Genomic DNA, 19,859 nt, shown 5'->3' with positions numbered 1-19,859 from the left:
TATTAGTTTTTCTTTCCGGCACTCTTTAATCCATCTTCTGTCAGGCCTTCCTGCGCCAGCATCGTATGAAGCACGGATATATCGGAAGACAAATCCCACGCCGTATCCTGGAACAGATCGTCCAGCAGCTTCTCAAATGCGGTATTGAGTGTATCTATCGTCTTCTCGATCTCCCGTTTTGAAGAGATGATATTCTCCCCCTGCACGGGCTGCGCATCAAGCTCTTCGTACGCATCAAGCAGCTTGATCGTCGTCGGAAGATAATATTCCATCAGCTTTCGTATGTCAGTTATTGACTCAGGATGTTCTTCCACCCGGTCAAATATACGGTCTACAAGCATTTCCATCCTCGATATCTTTGCCGATATCTCTTCCCCCGGAATCGCGTCATTTGCCGCACGGATCTTCCTCACGTATTCCTCCCCGGCTCTGACGATCTTCTGTACTTCCGGGGAAAGTTTCGAAAATTCCTGCTGCTGTTTTTCAGCCGCTGCCTCCCGCTCGGCTTTCTCCCTGCGCATCCGCTCCATCAGACCTGTATACTGGCCGTATGCCGCGTCGCTGACCATCAGACAGCTCTCTTTCTCATCCAGGTGTCCCTGACAGAACCAGCCCTTTTTGATCATCTTTTTCAGGTCCTTCAAAACTGCTTTTGCAGAGCGCCCGGTTTTTTGTGCAAGCTCTTTTACATCGCAATATTCTCTGTCTTTTATAATGTTCACATATTTCCGGAATCGGCCTACGGAACATACCATATTCGTACCCGCCAGAGCCATGATAACAAAAGCGAGTCCGAATAATCCGAAGATTCCCATACCGATCTGCATGACCAGATCCCATCCCGTAGCCGCCGCTCCCAGCGTCAGAAGCAGCAGAAATATAATTGTTCCGACGGTAAATACATATCCTGTCACCGCCAGGAAAATACCGCCGATCTTTGTCGAAGTGCCTTTCAGATACAGTAGTTTCTTTGCCGGCCGCGCTGACTGCCTCTGCATCCGCTGTCCTTCTGCCGCTTTCTGTGGATCAGGATTAAACCCGCCCCCTGGAGCTCCTGCCCCGTATCCGCCATTCATATTTCCGCCCGGCTGATCTGCCCGGCCCTTCTGCAGCGGATTATCCCTGTACCAGCCCCCGTTCCGCATTCCCCGCGACACATTGTCCATCGCTCTGCCGAGTGTATCTGAAACAGTCTGGTTCAGCCTGCTGAAATCCCGGTTGTCCACCGCATCCTGTATTGTCCTGCGTATCTCGTCTCCAAACCTTTCCCAGTCGTTATTTATCATGAAATGCCTCCTTAAAAAGCTTGACCGCAAAATTCTTTTATATGATAATCAGTTTAGCCGCTGCCCTTATAAAAGTCAAGAAATCCCGCCCTGATCGGGCAGCAAAAACATAACACTTTAAGCTTTAAAAGGAGTATACTTATGAAACCGGATATCAACTCGCTTATCATATATGAAGACCCCTATATCATCGTCTGTCATAAACCGTCAGGCGTGCCGACCCAAAGCGCAAAGATCGGCACGCCCGACATGGCAAGTCTTCTGAAGACGCATCTTGCTTCCCGTAACCCTTATCTGGCGGTCATCCACCGACTGGATCAGCCGGTAGAAGGGCTGCTTGTATTTGCAAAAACTCCTGCTGCCGCGAGGGAGCTGAACCGCCAGCTCACCACCTCCGGATTTGGGAAATATTACCGCGCCGTCGTCACAGGCGTCCCTGATCCGTTCGAGGGAACACTGGAAGACTATATGATAAAGGACGGACGCGCCAATACGTCCCGCGTCTGCACAAAGGACACTCCCGGCGCAAAACTCGCCAGGCTTCACTACCGGGTAGAAAAAGTCTGTGAAGATGTCCCGCCTGTCACATCAGTCGTAAAGATTAGATTAGACACCGGGCGTCATCACCAGATCCGGGTGCAGATGGCACATCTTGGCTGCCCTCTCGTCGGAGACAGGAAGTATGGGCAACCAACCGGCAGCATGCCGGAAAACAGGAAAACCTCTGAGTCTCTGAGATTATGTGCATATCGCCTTGAATTCAAACATCCCGGCAATGGAAAAGAAATGATATTTGAATTACCGGAAAAATGAATGGAGCTGCCTGCAGCAGCTCCATTTTCACTTTCAATATTTACCTGTCAGTTTTCATCTACATCTCGTCAACGACGATAGAATCTTCATCTTCCAGCGATTCTTCATACTTTGCAAGTATCGTGGACTGAATTCTTTCCCGTGTACCGGAATTGATCGGATGTGCGATATCACGATATTCACCGTCCAGAGCTTTTTTACTCGGCATAGCGATGAACATTCCCTTTTCCCCTTCTATCACTTTAATATCATGTACCACGAACTCATCATCGATCGTGATAGATACCACGGCTTTTAATTTCCCCTCTTTCGCAACTTTGCGTACACGTACATCTGTGATCTGCATACTCTCCAGGTCTCCTTTCTCTATTGCATTACTTCGCGGGGCCTGTTTGTTTTATATATGTCAAGTCTCAAATGTCTAGTCCCAAATCCTCCCTTACGGCCCTGCCGCCCTCCTCTGTCAGTACAGGGTCATAATGCATATCGTTCATTTTTTTCAACTACGACTTTCACACCATTTTCACCGACGTGCCTTGTGTTTGCCCTGATAGTATCACGGCTTTCAACGATGCAGTTCTCAATGTAAGTATTATCTCCAAGGTATACATCATTCAGAATAATGGAATTCTTGATCACACAGTTATTTCCTACAAATACTTTCTTGAAGATCACGGAATTTTCTACCGTTCCGTTGATGATACTTCCGCTGCCTACAAGACTGTTCTTTACAACCGCGCCGGGATTATATTTTGCCGGGGGCTGATCGCTTACTTTTGAGTAAACACTCGGAAGTTCTTTAAAGAAGTAATTGCGGACTTCCGGTTTCAGGAAATCCATATTTGTCTGATAATACGCGTCTACTGTTGAGATGTTACTCCAGTAGCTGTTTATTTTATAACCATATATCTTCTTCAGGTTCTTATACCGGATCAGGATATCGGTTACAAAATCATGTCTTTCTTCCTCAGCGCAGTGCTCTACAAGATCAATGAGCTGTCTCCTGCGGATCACATAGATTCCGGTGGAAACAGTCTGTGAATGTGCCACCATCGGCTTTTCTTCAAATTCTTCAATCCTTGCGCTTTCATTCATGCGGATCGTGCCGAACCGTGTGGCATCCTCATTCGGGTCGAGTTCTTTGCACACAACTGTGATATCAGCTTTCTTTGCAATATGATACTCAAGAACCTTATTGTAATCCAGCTTGTATACTGCATCACCGGATGTAATGATCACATAAGGTTCATGACATTTTCTTAAAAAATCAAGGTTCTGATAGATAGCATCCGCTGTTCCTCTGTACCAGTAACCATTATCGGCAGTAATCGTCGGTGTAAATACGAACAATCCGCCTTGTTTTCTGCCGAAGTCCCACCACTTGGAAGAATTCAGATGCTCATTCAGCGACCTCGCATTATACTGTGTCAGCACTGCGACTTTCTGAATATGAGAATTTGTCATATTGCTGAGTGCGAAATCGATAGCCCTGTAACTGCCCGCTATAGGCATTGCCGCAACCGCGCGCTTCGCGGTCAGTTCATGCATCTTCCTGCTGTTTCCGCCTGCAAGGATAATTCCAACTGCTCTCATACTCTGTCACCTGCCTTTATCAATGTCTCTCCGCTTTCAAGCACACCGCCCGGATAATCCTCTGCAACAGTTATACCACTGACCGCGGTATTCTTGCCGATCTGTACTCCGGCAGGTATCACGGAGTTCTCTCCGATCGTTGCAAGACCGCCGCTGTAGATATTCGGCTTTGACTTATTCGGGACATCGCTTCCGATACCTATTACCGCATTATCGCCGATCACTGTATCTTCTGCAATAATCGCTTTTTCTATCACGCAGTTCTCTCCGATCGTCACTCCCTGCATAATGATGGAGTCACGTACCACGCTTCCTTTGCCGACCGATACGCTTCCCCCCAGAACCGAGCTGTGTACTTCACCATAGATCTCTGAACCGTTACTTATAATACAGCGGTCCACTACCCCCTGCTCCGCGACATACTGAGGTGGGATATTCGCGCTGTTTGTGTAGATCTTCCAAAATTCTTCGTACAGGTTAAATTCCGGAATAATATCGATCAGTTCCATATTAGCTTCCCAGTATGAACTCAGTGTTCCTACGTCTTTCCAGTAACCATTGTATTCATAGGCAAACAGCCTGTCCCCCTTCTCGTGGCAGTAGGGGATGATATGTTTTCCAAAATCACAATTCGGCTGGTCTTTCAGTTTAATAAGTGCTTCCTTAAGTACTGGCCAGCTGAAAATATAGATTCCCATAGAAGCAAGATTACTGCTCGGCTTCTCCGGTTTCTCCTCAAATTCCGTGATCCGGCTGTCATTGTCCGTGACAACGATACCAAAACGGCTTGCCTCCTCTATCGGAACCGGCATTGCCGCAATCGTAACATCTGCCTTATTAGCCTTATGGAAATCCAGCATAACTTCATAATCCATCTTATAGATATGATCACCCGACAGGATCAGTACATAATCCGGGTTATATGTTTCCATATAATTCAGATTCTGATAAATCGCATTTGCCGTTCCTGTATACCACTCACTGTTGGAGCTCTTCTCATAGGGCGGCAAGATCGATACACCTCCCACATTCCGGTCCAGATCCCAGGGGATACCAATGCCGATATGTGTGTTCAATCGCAGGGGCTGATACTGTGTCAGTACACCCACTGTATCGATTCCCGAGTTAATACAGTTGCTCAGCGGAAAATCAATGATTCTGTATTTGCCGCCAAAAGCCACTGCAGGTTTTGCGACTTTTGCCGTAAGAACCCCGAGTCGACTGCCCTGTCCGCCCGCCAACAGCATGGCAATCATTTCCTTTTTAAACATTGCGTCACCTCATTTCTAGTTATATGCGTCTATTATACCATATATTTGTCTTTAGAAAATAATTATTTACAATTTTTTCTTGTTTTTTTTTAACTTTTTATTGATTTTGCCCAAAAAAGAACCACTTTAAATTTCAGCTGTATATAGTATAATATAGTAGGCTGAGGTATTTTATAACTATTAACGTCAAATACGCATGCCCGCCAGGCTCGTTGCCTGCGGGAATAAAAAAGAGAAGAGGAATACCTATGTATAAGATTGATTTTGAAAAACCTATTCATATTCATTTTATCGGGATCGGCGGAATCAGTATGAGCGGACTGGCCGAAATTCTCCTGGAAGAAGGATTTACAGTATCCGGCTCAGATTCAAAGGAATCTCCGCTCACCAAAAAGCTGGAATCCGAAGGCGCACGCATCGCTTACGGACAGAAAGCAGAGAATATCACTCCTGATATAGACTGTGTCGTTTACACAGCAGCAATCAGCCGGAGCAATCCCGAACTCATTGAGGCTGTAGCACAGAAGATTCCTATGCTGACACGCGCGGAACTGCTGGGACAGCTCATGAAAAACTATGACACGCCGATCGCAGTATCCGGTACTCACGGCAAGACAACGACAACTTCAATGATTTCCCATATCCTCCTTGAAGGCAATATGGATCCCACTATTTCCGTAGGCGGCATCCTGAAAGCGATCGGCGGCAATATCCGGGTCGGAAACTCGGAGACTTTTATCACTGAAGCATGTGAATACACAAACAGTTTCCTTCATTTTTTCCCTAAGATCAGTGTGATCTTAAATATTGAAGAAGATCATCTTGACTTCTTTAAAGATCTGGAGGATATCCGTCACTCTTTCCATCAGTTCGCCGGGCTGCTTCCTGAAGACGGTACGCTTGTCATCAACGGGGATATTAAAGATTATGAGGAGATCTTCAGCGGGCTTAACTGCAATGTTGTAACTTACGGCTCTTTGGCCGGCTTTGATTACAGTGCCGACAATATCACTTATGATGAAAAAGGCCATGTTTCATTCGACCTGATAAAGCATGGCGAACACACAGATCATATCGTACTGTCTGTAACCGGAGATCACAATGTATCCAACGCGCTGTCCGCTATCGCTGTGGCAGACCTGCTGGATATTCCGATGGATGTGACAAAAAGGGGGCTGCTTTCCTTCTCCGGAACAGACCGCCGCTTCGAATATAAAGGGGAGTTCAACGGGGTCACGGTTGTTGACGACTATGCACACCATCCGACTGAGATCGCGGCAACACTCAAAGCTGCAAAACATTATCCACACGATAAAGTATGGTGCGTTTTCCAGCCTCACACTTACACACGTACCAAAGCATTTTTCCACGAATTTGCCGAAGCGCTCTCCCATACCGACCATCTCGTGCTGGCTGATATTTATGCTGCCCGCGAGACAGACACACTGGGCGTCTCCTCGGCGGATCTGGCGGAAGAAGTAAAAAAGCTCGGCACAGATACTCATTATTTCCCGAGTTTTGGAGAAATCGAAACATTTTTAAAAGAGAACTGCAAACCCGGTGATCTGCTTATCACCATGGGCGCAGGGGACATCGTGAACGTAGGAGAAGATCTTCTCAGCTAAAAGGATTTTACTGCATAAAAGAATTAGCCGCACCCGGTGAAAAAAACACCGTGTTTACCGGCGTTACAGAAGTTATCCACACTTTCTGCACATAGTTATCTACAAAAAAGGGAGACTTACCCACGAAAAAGTTCTTTTTATACCGGTAATAAAATGCTATTATTAGTTAAGCAAGGAAAGCGGATTCATCCAGTCCGCTTTCTATTTTAAACTCTTAAAATGCCGTAACATAAAAGAAAGTAGGATAAACGTATTATGAAGACATTGACATTGAAGAACAGATTCCAGACGAACGCGACTTTACTGCCGAATGATTTTATAGATAACTACATGATCGATGCAAACGGAGAATTCGTAAAAGTCTATCTCTTTCTGCTCCGCCATCTGGACGATCCGTGTTCTTCGATTACGATCTCCACGATCGCAGACTGCCTTAATAATACCGAAAATGATATTCTGCGTGCTTTTCGCTACTGGGAAAACGCAGGACTGCTCTGTGTTGAGCGTGATGCTGACGGAAGGATCACAGGACTGGAAATGCAGAAAACTGCAAGACCGGGCAGGACTTCTGTTGCCGAGCCCGCCGCTGACACACCGCAGGAGACAGCCGCGCCGGCCCGGAAGGCTCCCGCTGCCCCCAGAGCAAAAAGCAAAGCCGTTCCTATCGATTCTTTCCGCGCGCAAAAAGAGATCAAATCTCTCCTTTTCATAGCAGAACAGTATCTCGGAAAAACGCTGACACACACTGAGATGGAGACAATTACCTATTTTTATGATACACTGCACATGTCAGCAGATCTGATCGAATACCTGCTGGAATCCTGTGTCGAAAACGGACATAAAAGTATGCACTATATACAGAAGGTAGCTTTTTCCTGGGCAGAAGCAGGTATTGAGACAATTTCTCAGGCAAAAGAACAGTCTGCACTCTACAGCAGAAACTGCTATACCGTACTTAATGCTTTCGGAATCAAGAACCGCGGTCCTGCTGCTTCCGAGCTCACTTACATAAAAAAATGGGCGGAAGAGTATGGTTTTGCACCAGATATTATAGAAGAAGCCTGCCGTCGCACAATTGCAGCGACTCATCAGCCCAGTTTTGAATATGCGGACAAGATTCTGACAAAATGGCACGGCAGAAATATCCGTCATCTCAAGGACGTTTCATCCCTGGATGAAGAATACCAGAAAGAGCGCAGTTCCGGGAAAACTGCCATAAGGTCCCGGACTGTGACTAAAAATCTCAATAACTTTGAACGCCGTAATTATGATATGGATTCACTTGAGGAACAGTTATTGAACAGCAATTAAAGGAGCGTATCCATGGCACTTAAGAACTCACAATATTATGCGATCATGCGTGAATATGAAAAGATCCGCCAGAAGAATCATGATATTCAGACTGCCCGCTACGAAGAAGTGTACACAAAGCTTCCCGAATTTAAGTCGTTGGACGAATCAATCTCTATCCTTTCCGTCCAATACGGCAAAAAGCTTTTAAACGGAGATAAAAGCGCTCTGTCATCATTAAAAGAAGAACTGGAAATCCTGCGCAGCAGCAAAAAGCAGCTGCTTATCTCCGCAGGATTTCCGGAGGATTATCTTAAACCGATCTATGACTGCCCGGACTGCAAAGACACCGGATACATCGGGAATCAGAAATGTCACTGCTTTAAGCAGGCCATCATACAACTGTTATATGACCAGTCGAATATTAAGGAGTTCCCGACCGAGGCATCTTTCGAACATTTCAGACTTGATTTTTATCCCTCTGCACTTTATGATAAAACAACCGGGAGAAGTGCCCGTGCTATGATGGAAGACACACTGAGAATCTGCCACCGTTTTATTGATACATTCGGCAAAGAATTTCAGAATCTGTTTTTCTATGGCAGTGTTGGTGTCGGAAAGACCTTTCTTTCTACATGTATCGCCCGTGAAATCATGGAAAAAGAATTTTCTGTCGTCTATTTTTCAGCACCGCAGCTTTTTAACACGCTTGCCCAGACAAAGTTTGACAAGAGCGATGTAGACGCCAGAAATATGACAGACTATATATATAACTGTGATCTTCTGATCATTGACGATCTGGGCAGCGAATACACAAACGCATTTATCACAGCACAGTTTTTTACATGTATCAACGAAAGACTCATACACAGGAAATCAACGATCATCTCAACAAACCTGTCTCTGGAATCAATTGCCAATCTCTATACGGAGCGGTCCTTTTCCAGAATCACAAGTAATTATGCATTGTTGAAGATTATCGGTGATGATATACGTATCAGAAAAAAGTTAGAACACAGGGAGGAACATTAATGGTACGCCGAACAGAACGAATTTTAGAAAACATACCCGTCGGAAGTCTCGGACTTATCTCACTGACCGGATGCGAGGAGCTCGGTAAAAAGGTAGATGATTATCTTGTAAAATGGCGTCACGAAAGCGCGCACGAATATAAGGATGACATCGCATTTTCCGGATATGAAAAGGATACTTATCTGATCAATGCAAAAGTTCCGCGTTTCGGTTCCGGTGAGGCTAAGGGAATCATCGGAGAATCTGTCCGCGGCAAAGATCTGTATCTGATGGTGGACGTATGCAATTACAGTGTCACCTATTCACTGACCGGACAAACTAATCATATGTCTCCTGATGATCATTTCCAGAACTTAAAGAGAATCATAGCAGCAATCGGCGGGAAGGGCAGGCGAATCAATGTCATTATGCCGTTCCTTTACGAAAGCCGCCAGCACAAGAGAAGTTCCCGTGAATCTCTGGACTGTGCACTTGCACTCCAGGAACTTGTGCGGATGGGCGTTGAGAATATCATTACATTCGATGCTCATGATCCCAGAGTCCAGAACGCAATACCTCTGAGCGGTTTTGAAACAGTGTCTCCTACCTACCAGTTCATCAAAGGTCTTCTCCGCACAGTAAAAGATCTGAAGATCGACAGTGAGCACATGATGGCAATCAGCCCGGATGAAGGCGGTACTAACCGTGCTGTCTATCTTGCAAATGTACTGGGGCTTGATATGGGTATGTTTTACAAACGCCGTGACTATACAAGAATAGTAAACGGACGTAATCCTATTGTCGCTCACGAATTTCTCGGAAGTTCTGTAGAAGGAAAAGACGTGATCATCATAGATGATATGATTTCATCCGGGGACAGCATTATTGATGTCGCAACAGAACTGAAACGCAGAAAAGCCAACAGGATCTTTGCAGCAGCTACATTCGGTCTGTTTACGAACGGAATGGAAAAATTCGACAAGGCATATGAAGAAGGAATCATTACCGGTATACTGACAACTAATCTGATCTATCAGACTCCGGAGCTTCTTTCCAAACCTTATTATATCAACTGTGATATGAGCAAATATATCGCCCTTATCATCGACACTCTGAATCATGACGGTTCAATCAGCTCTATCCTGAGCCCGAATGAGAGAATCCAGAATGTACTCCGCAAATACAAAAGCGGCGAACCTGTATAAAACAATAAGCTTCTGAATATATTATATTTCCCGGGCGCGCTGAGACAAAGCGCGCTCTGATTATCATACGATTATGAAAAAACGACTTATATCCGAGACTGCATTTACCATACTTATGCTGGCAGCCGCAACTGCCATATCTTTTGGCTTTTTTTATCTCGGCAATAAAAATGTGGCAAATATTACTATTGTCTATACACTGGCACTTATCCTGACAGCGCTCTACACATCAGGCTACCTGTTCGGAATCATCGCTTCACTCTTCTGTGTGATTGCAGTAAATTATTTCTTTTCTTATCCGTACTTCAGAATCAATTTCTCCCTGAGCGGATATCCTGTCACCTTTATCGGCATGCTGGCGATCTCACTGATCACAAGCGCAACCACTACTGCACTTAAACAACAGCGCCAGGCTATTGCCGAACGTGAAAAGGAGCTCGCCGAGGCAGACCGCGAAAAACTGCGTGCTAATCTGCTGCGCGCCGTATCACATGATCTGAGGACTCCTCTAACGAGCATTATCGGCTCCTCTTCATCCTATCTGGAAAACTCTCCGGAGCTTACCGAAGAGGAACGCACAGAACTTGTAGCTAATATCAAGGAGGACTCCCAGTGGCTCCTTAATATGGTAGAAAATCTGCTCACAGTCACACGCATCAAGGATAATGATACAGATAAAGTCAAAAAATCTCCTGAAGTTGTAGAGGAAGTTGTCTCGGAAGCAATACTGCGTCTAAAAAAAAGACTGCCAGATATAAAAGTCCGGGTAAATATGCCAAATAATTTTCTTATGCTTTCCATGGATCCTACTCTCATTGAACAGGTACTGATCAACCTTCTGGAAAATGCCCGTGTTCACTCCGGAAGCTGTGAGCCGATCGATCTGGTGATAACTGAATATCCGAAATATATCTCATTTACAGTACGGGATTACGGTAAAGGTATCAGTGAAAAGCAGCTCCCTTATATCTTTGAAGGGCAGCAGACAATGTCAGAAACCGCCGACGGCCATAAAGGGATCGGCATCGGGCTGTCCATCTGTAAGACAATCATCCGGGCTCACGACGGTATGATCACGGCTGCAAATCATTCCAACGGAGCAGAGTTCACCTTTACTCTTCCAAAAGAAAAGGAGGATCTTAACAATGCCTAAGTGCTCAGTCCTTATCATAGAAGATGAAAAAAACATACAGGCCTTTATGGGCAAAGTACTCAAGCGGCACGATTATCGCGTTTTCTGCGCTGATACAGGAGCTCAGGGACTTGAGATGATCCGATCCCAGTGCCCGGATATCATCCTTCTGGATCTTGGTCTTCCGGACATGAACGGTGACGATCTTATCAGTGAAGTCAGAACATGGACCAGCACCCCGATCATCGTCATTTCAGCACGCACAGCCGAACGGGAAAAAGTACTGGCCCTGGACCTTGGAGCAGACGATTATATTACAAAACCTTTCGGCACCTCCGAACTGCTTGCGCGCATGCGGGCTTCTCTTCGACACAGCAACAGACTGAGGACCGACAGTACATTCTACATCCGGCCTTACAGGCACGACGGTATGACTCTTGATTTTGCCAGACGTCTGCTCAAGGTGAACGGCGAGGAGATACATCTGACCCCCATTGAATACAAAATCGTAGCATATCTGGCCCAGAACTCCGGGAAAGTAATCACTTATGCTTCTATCCTTTCTAATGTCTGGGGACCTTATGCAGATGACGACAATAAAATCCTGCGCGTAAATATGGCGAATATCCGCCGCAAGATCGAGGATGATCCTGCGCAGCCGAAATATATCTTTACCGAAGTCGGAGTAGGATACCGGATGGCTGAAGATGAAGAAGAATAAATAGTAAGTCTTATACGCAAGGCGCCCGCCGGACAATCAATCCGGCAGGCGCCTCTTTATAAATGAATCAGGATTTATTCTTCTGTATCTGAAACAGTATCCTCTGCCGTCTCTTCCGGCATCTCAACAGTCTCTTCACTTTCTTCTGCTGTCACAGCGTCTGAAACTGTATCTGCTGCTGTCTCATCTGCTGCATCTCCCTCAAAATCGCTTTCGAGGTCGATCTCCAGCTCATCATCCAGATTCAGCTCCTGCTCCATATTGGCATCTGTATTCAAAGTAACATCACGGTATTTCTTCATACCCGTACCAGCCGGAATATGCTTACCGATGATGACATTCTCCTTCAATCCGATCAGGTGGTCTACTTTACCCTTGATCGCCGCCTCTGTCAGTACCTTCGTCGTCTCCTGGAAGGATGCTGCAGACAGGAAGGAATCTGTAGCGAGAGAAGCCTTTGTGATACCGAGCATGATCTGCTCTCCCACTGCCGGCTCTTTGCCCTCTGCCTCGAGCTGCTTGTTCACATCTTCAAATTCAAGCACATCTACCATCGTTCCCGGAAGGAATTCGGAATCGCCCTTCTCCTCCACACGGACTTTCTTGAGCATCTGGCGTACAATGACCTCGATATGCTTATCATTGATATCAACACCCTGGAGACGGTATACACGCTGTACCTCGCGGAGCATGTAATCCTGAGCTGCACGGAGCCCTTTGATCTTCAGGATATCATGCGGATTCACGCTACCTTCTGTAAGCTCATCACCGGCCTCAAGCATATCGCCGTCCTGAATCTTGATACGTGATCCGTACGGGATGAGGTATGCTTTGGATTCGCCTGTCTGGTCGTTTGTGACGATAACTTCGCGTTTCTTCTTCGTGTCGCTGATCGTAGCCTTTCCAGCGAACTCTGTGATGATCGCAAGTCCTTTCGGCTTTCTTGCCTCGAAAAGCTCCTCGACACGGGGAAGACCCTGTGTGATGTCATCACCGGCAACTCCACCGGTATGGAACGTACGCATGGTAAGCTGTGTACCCGGCTCACCGATAGACTGTGCAGCCACGATACCGACAGCCTCTCCGACCTGTACGACTTCGCCGGTCGCCATGTTGGCACCATAGCATTTCGCACATACGCCGTCCTTGCAGCGGCAGGTAAGGATCGTACGGATCTTAACCTTGCTGATCGGTTCTCCGCTCTCATCCACACCCTTCTTGATCACGCGCTCTGCACGGCGCGGTGTGATCATGTGGTTCTTCTTCACGAGCACATTGCCGTCTTTGTCTTTGATATCCTCGCAGGAGAAACGTCCTGTGATACGATCCTGCAGGCTCTCGATCTCTTCGTTTCCGTCTGTGAATGCGTGTACATACATTCCCGGGATCTCCTCATCCGGTCCCACACAGTCTGTATCGTGGATGATCAGCTGCTGGGATACGTCTACCAGACGTCTTGTCAGGTAACCGGAATCGGCCGTACGCAGAGCCGTATCAGACAGACCTTTACGCGCTCCATGGGCGGACATGAAGTATTCCAGTACGTCCAGACCTTCACGGAAGTTGGACTTGATCGGCAGCTCGATAGTACGTCCTGTCGTATCAGCCATAAGACCACGCATACCGGCAAGCTGTTTGATCTGCTTATCGGAACCACGGGCTCCGGAATCCGCCATCATGAAGATGTTGTTATATTTATCAAGACCGGAAAGCAGAGCGTCTGTCAGCTTATCATCGGTTGCCTTCCATGTCTCTACGACTTCTTTGTAACGCTCTTCCTCTGTGATAAGACCACGCTTGTAGTTCTTTGTGATCCTGTCCACAGTGTTCTGAGCTTCCTCGATCATCTGCGGCTTCTGCGGCGGCACTGTCATATCCGAAATAGATACGGTCATGGCAGCTCTTGTGGAGTATTTGTATCCGATAGATTTTACATCATCGAGTACTTCCGCTGTCTGTGTAGCGCCGTGTGTGTTGATAACTTTCTCGAGGATCTGTTTTAACTGCTTCTTGCCTACATGGAAATCAATCTCCATCTTCAGCTCATTGCCCGGAACCTCTCTGTCGACAAAACCAAGGTCCTGCGGAATGATTTCATTGAAGAGCAGGCGTCCCAGCGTTGCATCGATAGTTCCTGTCTTCACAGTTCCGTCCGACATTGTCTTGGAGACACGTACTTTGATCTGTGAATGCAGGGTAATGTATCCGTTCTCGTAAGCAAGGATCGCCTCGCTCACGCTGCGGAAGAACATTCCCTCTCCCTTGGCACCCGGTCTTACCTGTGTCAGGTAGTAGATACCAAGGACCATATCCTGCGACGGAACAGCCACCGGACCACCGTCAGACGGTTTCAGCAGGTTGTTCGGGGACAGGAGAAGGAAACGGCACTCAGCCTGTGCTTCCTGAGACAGCGGTACATGGACAGCCATCTGGTCACCATCGAAGTCCGCGTTGTAAGCGGTACATACGAGCGGATGAAGCTTGATCGCCTTACCTTCTACAAGGATCGGCTCAAATGCCTGGATACCAAGTCTGTGAAGCGTGGGGGCACGGTTCAGCATAACCGGATGCTCTTTGATAACTTCCTCGAGCACATCCCATACCTCCGGCTGAAGTCTCTCAACCATCTTCTTTGCATTCTTTATATTATGGGCTGTACCGTTTGCCACAAGCTCTTTCATAACAAACGGCTTGAACAGCTCGATCGCCATCTCTTTCGGAAGACCGCACTGGTAGATCTTAAGCTCCGGTCCTACGACGATAACGGAACGTCCGGAGTAGTCAACACGTTTTCCGAGCAGGTTCTGACGGAAACGTCCGGATTTACCTTTCAGCATGTCGGACAGGGACTTCAGCGCTCTGTTTCCCGGTCCTGTGACCGGACGGCCGCGGCGTCCGTTGTCGATCAGTGCGTCTACCGCCTCCTGGAGCATACGTTTCTCATTGCGCACGATGATATCCGGCGCCCCCAGCTCCAGCAGTCTCTTCAGACGGTTGTTTCTGTTGATGATCCTTCTGTACAGATCATTTAAGTCAGACGTAGCAAAACGTCCTCCGTCGAGCTGTACCATCGGGCGCAGATCCGGCGGGATTACCGGGATTGCTGTAAGGATCATCCACTCCGGACGGTTGCCGGACTCGAGGAACGCCTCGACAACTTCCAGTCTCTTTACGATTCTGGCACGTTTCTGTCCTGTTGCATTCTCCAGCGCTTTCTGAAGCTCATCGCACTCTTTCTCAAGATCGATCGCTTCGAGGAGTTCTTTGATCGCCTCAGCGCCCATGCCTACACGAAATGCACCGCTGCCCCATTTTTCTCTCTGTTCCTGATACTCTGCCTCCGAGAGGATCTGCTTGTTCTGCAGATCCGTCTCGCCTTTGTCCAGCACAATATAGGAAGCGAAATAGAGCACTCTCTCCAGTGTTCTCGGAGAAATATCAAGGATCAGGCCCATGCGGCTGGGAATTCCCTTAAAATACCAGATATGTGATACAGGAGCCGCAAGAGCAATGTGTCCCATACGCTCACGGCGCACGCTTGACTTTGTGACTTCAACCCCGCACCGGTCACATACAACACCTTTGTAACGGATCTTTTTATACTTACCGCAGTGACACTCCCAGTCTTTGCTCGGTCCGAAGATCCTCTCACAGAACAGACCGTCCTTCTCAGGCTTTAATGTCCTGTAGTTGATCGTCTCCGGCTTTGTGACCTCGCCTCTGGACCACTCCATGATCTTCTCCGGTGAAGCCAGCCCGATTCTGATCGCATCAAATGTTAACGGCTGATATTGTTGTTCATTGTTATTTGGCATAGATATGGCTCCTCCCATTAGTTTTCATCATAACCGGAATACTCGTCAAATTCGATCGCATCGAGTTCACTGTCATCCGGCTCTTCTTCGGGCTCAACATCCTCCAGCTCTTCTCCCACGAATTCCTGCTCTGTGAAACCGTGATCGCCAAAGGACTCATTCTCATCGCGGTACTTTCTGTCACCCTCGATGATATGGCGCAGATCTGTCTCGCCATAATCTACATTTTCCATGATCTCAACTTCTGTATTGTCATCGCGCAGTACACGGACATCGAGAGCCAGTGACTGCAGCTCTTTTAAGAGCACCTTGAAGGACTCCGGAATTCCCGGTTCAGGGATATTCTCGCCCTTGATGATCGCCTCGTAAGTCTTCACACGTCCTACAACATCGTCGGACTTCACTGTCAGGATCTCCTGCAGTGTATAAGATGCACCGTAAGCCTCGAGAGCCCACACCTCCATCTCTCCGAAACGCTGTCCTCCGAACTGTGCCTTACCACCCAGCGGCTGCTGTGTGACAAGTGAGTACGGGCCGGTGGAACGTGCATGGATCTTGTCATCGACAAGGTGATGCAGTTTCAGGTAATGCATGTGTCCGATCGTAACCGGGCTGTCGAAGAACTCGCCGGTACGTCCGTCTCTTAAGCGAACTTTTCCGTCTCTTGAAAGCGGCACTCCCTTCCACAGTTTCCTGTGCTCTCTGTTGTCAGAGAGATACTGGAGCACTTCCGGAAGAAGTTCTTCTCCGTGTTTCTTCTCAAACTCATCCCACTCAAGATTTACATAGTCATTCGCCAGGTCGAGGGTATCCATGATATCTACCTCGTTCGCCCCGTCGAATACCGGAGTGGAAATATTAAATCCAAGTGCTTTTGCCGCAAGACTTAAGTGGATCTCAAGTACCTGTCCGATGTTCATACGTGACGGCACGCCCAGCGGGTTAAGCACGATATCGAGCGGACGTCCGTTCGGAAGGAACGGCATATCCTCTACCGGAAGCACGCGGGAAACGACACCCTTGTTACCGTGACGACCGGCCATCTTATCTCCAACGGAGATCTTTCTCTTCTGTGCGATATAGATGCGGACTGACTGGTTTACTCCCGGTGAGAGTTCGTCTCCGTTCTCCCTTGTAAACACTTTCGCGTCCACGATAATACCATATTCGCCGTGCGGCACTTTCAGGGAAGTATCCCTTACCTCGCGCGCCTTCTCGCCGAAGATCGCACGGAGCAGTCTTTCCTCTGCTGTCAGCTCTGTCTCTCCCTTCGGAGTTACCTTTCCGACAAGGATATCTCCTGCGCGCACTTCTGCACCGATACGGATGATACCTCTCTCATCCAGATCTTTCAGCGCATCATCACCCACGCCCGGGATATCTCTTGTGATCTCCTCAGGTCCGAGCTTTGTATCTCTTGCCTCTGCCTCATACTCTTCAATATGAACAGAAGTATAAACATCATCCTGTACCAGTCTCTCACTTAAGAGAACGGCATCCTCGTAGTTGTAACCTTCCCATGTCATAAATCCGATGAGCGGGTTCTTTCCGAGAGCCATCTCTCCGCCGGAAGTAGACGGTCCGTCAGCGATAACCTGTCCTGCCTCTACCACATCGCCTTTGTTGACGATCGGTCTCTGGTTGTAGCAGTTGCTCTGGTTACTTCTCTGGAATTTTGTCAGTTTATAGGACTGCTTTGTTCCGTCCTCATGGCGGATCACGATCTCCTTGGATGTGGAGCTCTCAACAGTTCCCGCCTGCTCTGCAACCACGCATACACCGGAGTCAACAGCAGCTTTTACTTCCATACCTGTTCCGACTACCGGAGCTTCTGTTGTAAGAAGCGGCACGGCCTGGCGCTGCATGTTTGATCCCATGAGGGCACGGTTCGCATCGTCGTTCTGCAGGAACGGGATCAGGGCTGTAGCCACGGAAAATACCATCTTCGGGGATACATCCATGTAATCAAATTTATTTCTTTCATATTCCTGTGTCTCTTCGCGGTAACGACCGGATACATTTTTGTGGACAAAATGTCCTTCCTCATCCAGAGGCGTATTCGCCTGAGCCACATGATAGTTATCTTCCTCGTCCGCTGTCATATAAACAACTTCATCCGTAACTCGCGGATTCTGCGGATCTGTCTTATCTACTTTGCGGTACGGAGCCTCGATAAATCCGTACTGATTGATCCTTGCGTAGCATGCAAGAGAGTTGATCAGACCGATGTTCGGACCCTCAGGAGTCTCGATCGGACACATTCTTCCGTAGTGGGAATAGTGAACGTCACGCACCTCGAATCCCGCACGGTCTCTTGAAAGACCTCCCGGTCCGAGAGCGGAGAGACGTCTCTTGTGTGTCAGCTCGCCCAGCGGGTTGTTCTGGTCCATGAACTGGGACAGCTGGGAAGATCCGAAGAACTCTTTCACTGCTGCCGTCACCGGTTTGATATTGATCAGTGACTGCGGTGAGATTCCCTCCTGATCCTGCGTCGTCATACGCTCGCGTACGACTCTCTCAAGTCTGGACAGACCGATCCTGTACTGATTCTGGAGCAGCTCGCCCACCGCACGGATACGACGGTTGCCCAGATGGTCGATATCATCATCATTTCCGATGCCATACTCAAGATGGATATTATAGTTAATGGAAGCAAGAATGTCTTCCCTTGTAATATGCTTCGGAATCAGATCATGGATGTCGCGTTTGATCATGCGCTTCATCTCGTCGATATCTCCCGCGGATTCCTCGATGATTCCTGCAAGTACCGGATAGTAAACCTGCTCTGTCACACCGACCTCTTTCGGGTCAATATCTACGACCGCCTGAAGGTCTACCATCATATTGGAAAGGATCTTGATATTTCTGGAAGCATCCTCTCCTTCTACCCACAGATGCGGCACAGCAGAATTCTGGATCTGATCTGCGATCTCACGGGTGATCTTTGTCCCTTTTTCTGCCACCACTTCGCCTGTCAGCGGGCTTACGACATCTTCTGCCAGGATGCGTCCCGTCACACGATTCCTGAGCATCAGTTTCTTATTAAATTTATAACGTCCTACCTTCGCCAGATCATAACGTCTCGGATCAAAGAACATACTGTTGATCAGGCTTTCTGCGCTGTCCACTGCCAGCGGCTCGCCGGGACGGATCTTTTTGTACAGCTCTAAAAGACCCTCCTGATAGTTCTCAGCAGTGTCCTTTCCGAAGCTTGCCAGAATCTTCGGTTCCTCTCCGAACAGCTCCACGATCTCCGCGTTTGTCCCGATACCGAGGGCACGGATCAGCACTGTGATCGGCACCTTTCTCGTCCGGTCTACACGTACATAAAAAACGTCATTGGAGTCAGTCTCATACTCAAGCCATGCACCTCTGTTCGGGATGACAGTCGCCGAATAGAGTTTCTTTCCGAGCTTATCATGGGCAATGCCATAATAGATACCCGGGGAACGCACAAGCTGGCTGACGATGACACGCTCTGCCCCGTTAATGACAAAAGTTCCAGTCTTAGTCATCAGCGGGAGATCTCCCATGAAGATTTCATGTTCATTGATCTCATCAGTCTCTTTGTTGTGGAGCCTCACCCTTACTTTTAAGGGTGCCGCATAAGTCGCATCGCGCTCTTTGCACTCGTCTATCGTGTATTTCACATCATCTTCGCAGAGTGTGAAATCCACAAATTCCAGACTCAGATGACCGCTGAAATCTGAGATCGGGGAAATATCATCGAACACCTCTTTGAGACCTTCATCAAGAAACCACTGGTAGGAATCTTTCTGAACTTCAATGAGATTGGGCATCTCCAATACTTCCTTCTGCCTGGAATAGCTCATGCGGAAGCTGTTTCCGGTTTTAATGGGACGGATCCTGTTTTTCTCCATTGACGTTTCACTCCTCTTGTTAATCTATACAAATATGAAAAGAGCCATGTGAAAGTAATACTCCCCGCTAATATGGCATACCTTTCCATAATAGTGCATTTTTTACTATATCACAAAGCTCTTTTTGTTGTCAACAAGTATTTTTGTTTTTTTCTTGACATTTTTCGGCAGATATGATATCATACGCCTTTTTTAATAACATACGGGGCAGCAGAA

At 47.6% G+C, this 19,859-nt stretch carries 13 protein-coding genes; 7 read left to right on the top strand and 6 right to left on the bottom strand.

Annotated features, from left to right (window positions below):
• Positions 1-2 precede the first annotated feature (2 nt).
• A complete protein-coding gene (locus tag FNY66_RS04090) occupies positions 3-1,286 on the bottom strand; it encodes a 5-bromo-4-chloroindolyl phosphate hydrolysis family protein (RefSeq protein ID WP_150310368.1) in 1,284 nt (427 codons plus the stop codon).
• A gap of 141 nt (positions 1,287-1,427) precedes the next feature.
• On the opposite strand from FNY66_RS04090, the gene FNY66_RS04085 reads away from it, so the two are divergent.
• On the top strand, positions 1,428-2,099 hold the full coding sequence (locus FNY66_RS04085) for an RluA family pseudouridine synthase (RefSeq protein WP_150310367.1): 672 nt from the start codon (positions 1,428-1,430) through the stop codon (positions 2,097-2,099).
• Between the two features lie 58 nt (positions 2,100-2,157).
• Here the strand turns inward: FNY66_RS04085 and spoVG are convergent, their stop codons facing one another.
• From spoVG to FNY66_RS04070, 3 genes are all read right to left on the bottom strand, one after another.
• Complete coding sequence (spoVG, locus tag FNY66_RS04080) at positions 2,158-2,445, bottom strand: septation regulator SpoVG (RefSeq protein WP_087150347.1); 288 nt, start codon at positions 2,443-2,445, stop codon at positions 2,158-2,160.
• 128 nt (positions 2,446-2,573) lie between these two features.
• Complete coding sequence (glgD, locus tag FNY66_RS04075) at positions 2,574-3,692, bottom strand: glucose-1-phosphate adenylyltransferase subunit GlgD (RefSeq protein WP_150310366.1); 1,119 nt, start codon at positions 3,690-3,692, stop codon at positions 2,574-2,576.
• Positions 3,689-4,963 (bottom strand): glucose-1-phosphate adenylyltransferase, encoded by a 1,275-nt coding sequence (locus FNY66_RS04070; protein WP_087150345.1) that lies wholly within the window; start codon positions 4,961-4,963, stop codon positions 3,689-3,691. Before FNY66_RS04070 ends, glgD begins: the two co-directional genes overlap by 4 nt.
• A gap of 248 nt (positions 4,964-5,211) precedes the next feature.
• Between FNY66_RS04070 and murC the strand changes: the two genes are divergently transcribed.
• The 6 genes from murC (at position 5,212) to FNY66_RS04040 (ending at position 11,947) form a co-directional block, all read left to right on the top strand.
• A complete protein-coding gene (gene murC, locus FNY66_RS04065; RefSeq protein ID WP_150310365.1) occupies positions 5,212-6,588 on the top strand; it encodes a UDP-N-acetylmuramate--L-alanine ligase in 1,377 nt (458 codons plus the stop codon).
• A 255-nt stretch (positions 6,589-6,843) separates the two neighbouring features.
• The gene (locus FNY66_RS04060; RefSeq protein WP_087150343.1) at positions 6,844-7,899 is read left to right on the top strand and encodes a DnaD domain protein; all 1,056 of its coding nucleotides are present in this window, start codon (positions 6,844-6,846) and stop codon (positions 7,897-7,899) included.
• A gap of 12 nt (positions 7,900-7,911) precedes the next feature.
• Positions 7,912-8,910 carry an ATP-binding protein gene (locus FNY66_RS04055; protein WP_150310364.1) on the top strand — a complete coding sequence of 333 codons (999 nt, stop codon included), beginning with the start codon at positions 7,912-7,914 and terminating at the stop codon, positions 8,908-8,910.
• A complete protein-coding gene (locus FNY66_RS04050; RefSeq protein ID WP_087150341.1) occupies positions 8,910-10,094 on the top strand; it encodes a ribose-phosphate pyrophosphokinase in 1,185 nt (394 codons plus the stop codon). Before FNY66_RS04055 ends, FNY66_RS04050 begins: the two co-directional genes overlap by 1 nt.
• Before the next feature lie 73 nt (positions 10,095-10,167).
• Entirely contained in the window at positions 10,168-11,247 is a 1,080-nt protein-coding gene (locus FNY66_RS04045; protein ID WP_087150340.1) for a sensor histidine kinase, read from the top strand.
• Positions 11,240-11,947 carry a response regulator gene (locus FNY66_RS04040; protein ID WP_087150339.1) on the top strand — a complete coding sequence of 236 codons (708 nt, stop codon included), beginning with the start codon at positions 11,240-11,242 and terminating at the stop codon, positions 11,945-11,947. Before FNY66_RS04045 ends, FNY66_RS04040 begins: the two co-directional genes overlap by 8 nt.
• A 74-nt stretch (positions 11,948-12,021) precedes the next feature.
• Here the strand turns inward: FNY66_RS04040 and rpoC are convergent, their stop codons facing one another.
• Positions 12,022-15,762, bottom strand: coding sequence for a DNA-directed RNA polymerase subunit beta' (gene rpoC, locus FNY66_RS04035; RefSeq protein ID WP_150310363.1), 3,741 nt, complete (start codon positions 15,760-15,762; stop codon positions 12,022-12,024).
• 17 nt (positions 15,763-15,779) lie between these two features.
• Positions 15,780-19,643, bottom strand: a complete 3,864-nt coding sequence (gene rpoB, locus FNY66_RS04030) for a DNA-directed RNA polymerase subunit beta (protein ID WP_150310362.1) — start codon at positions 19,641-19,643, stop codon at positions 15,780-15,782.
• Positions 19,644-19,859: the final 216 nt, after the last annotated feature.

Origin of the sequence: Mediterraneibacter catenae, assembly GCF_008691045.1 — a bacterium.
In the GTDB taxonomy this organism is placed as follows: domain Bacteria; phylum Bacillota; class Clostridia; order Lachnospirales; family Lachnospiraceae; genus Mediterraneibacter; species Mediterraneibacter ornithocaccae.
Note: the sequence above shows the minus strand (reverse complement) of the source record. Positions and strands in the feature narration are given on the sequence as shown.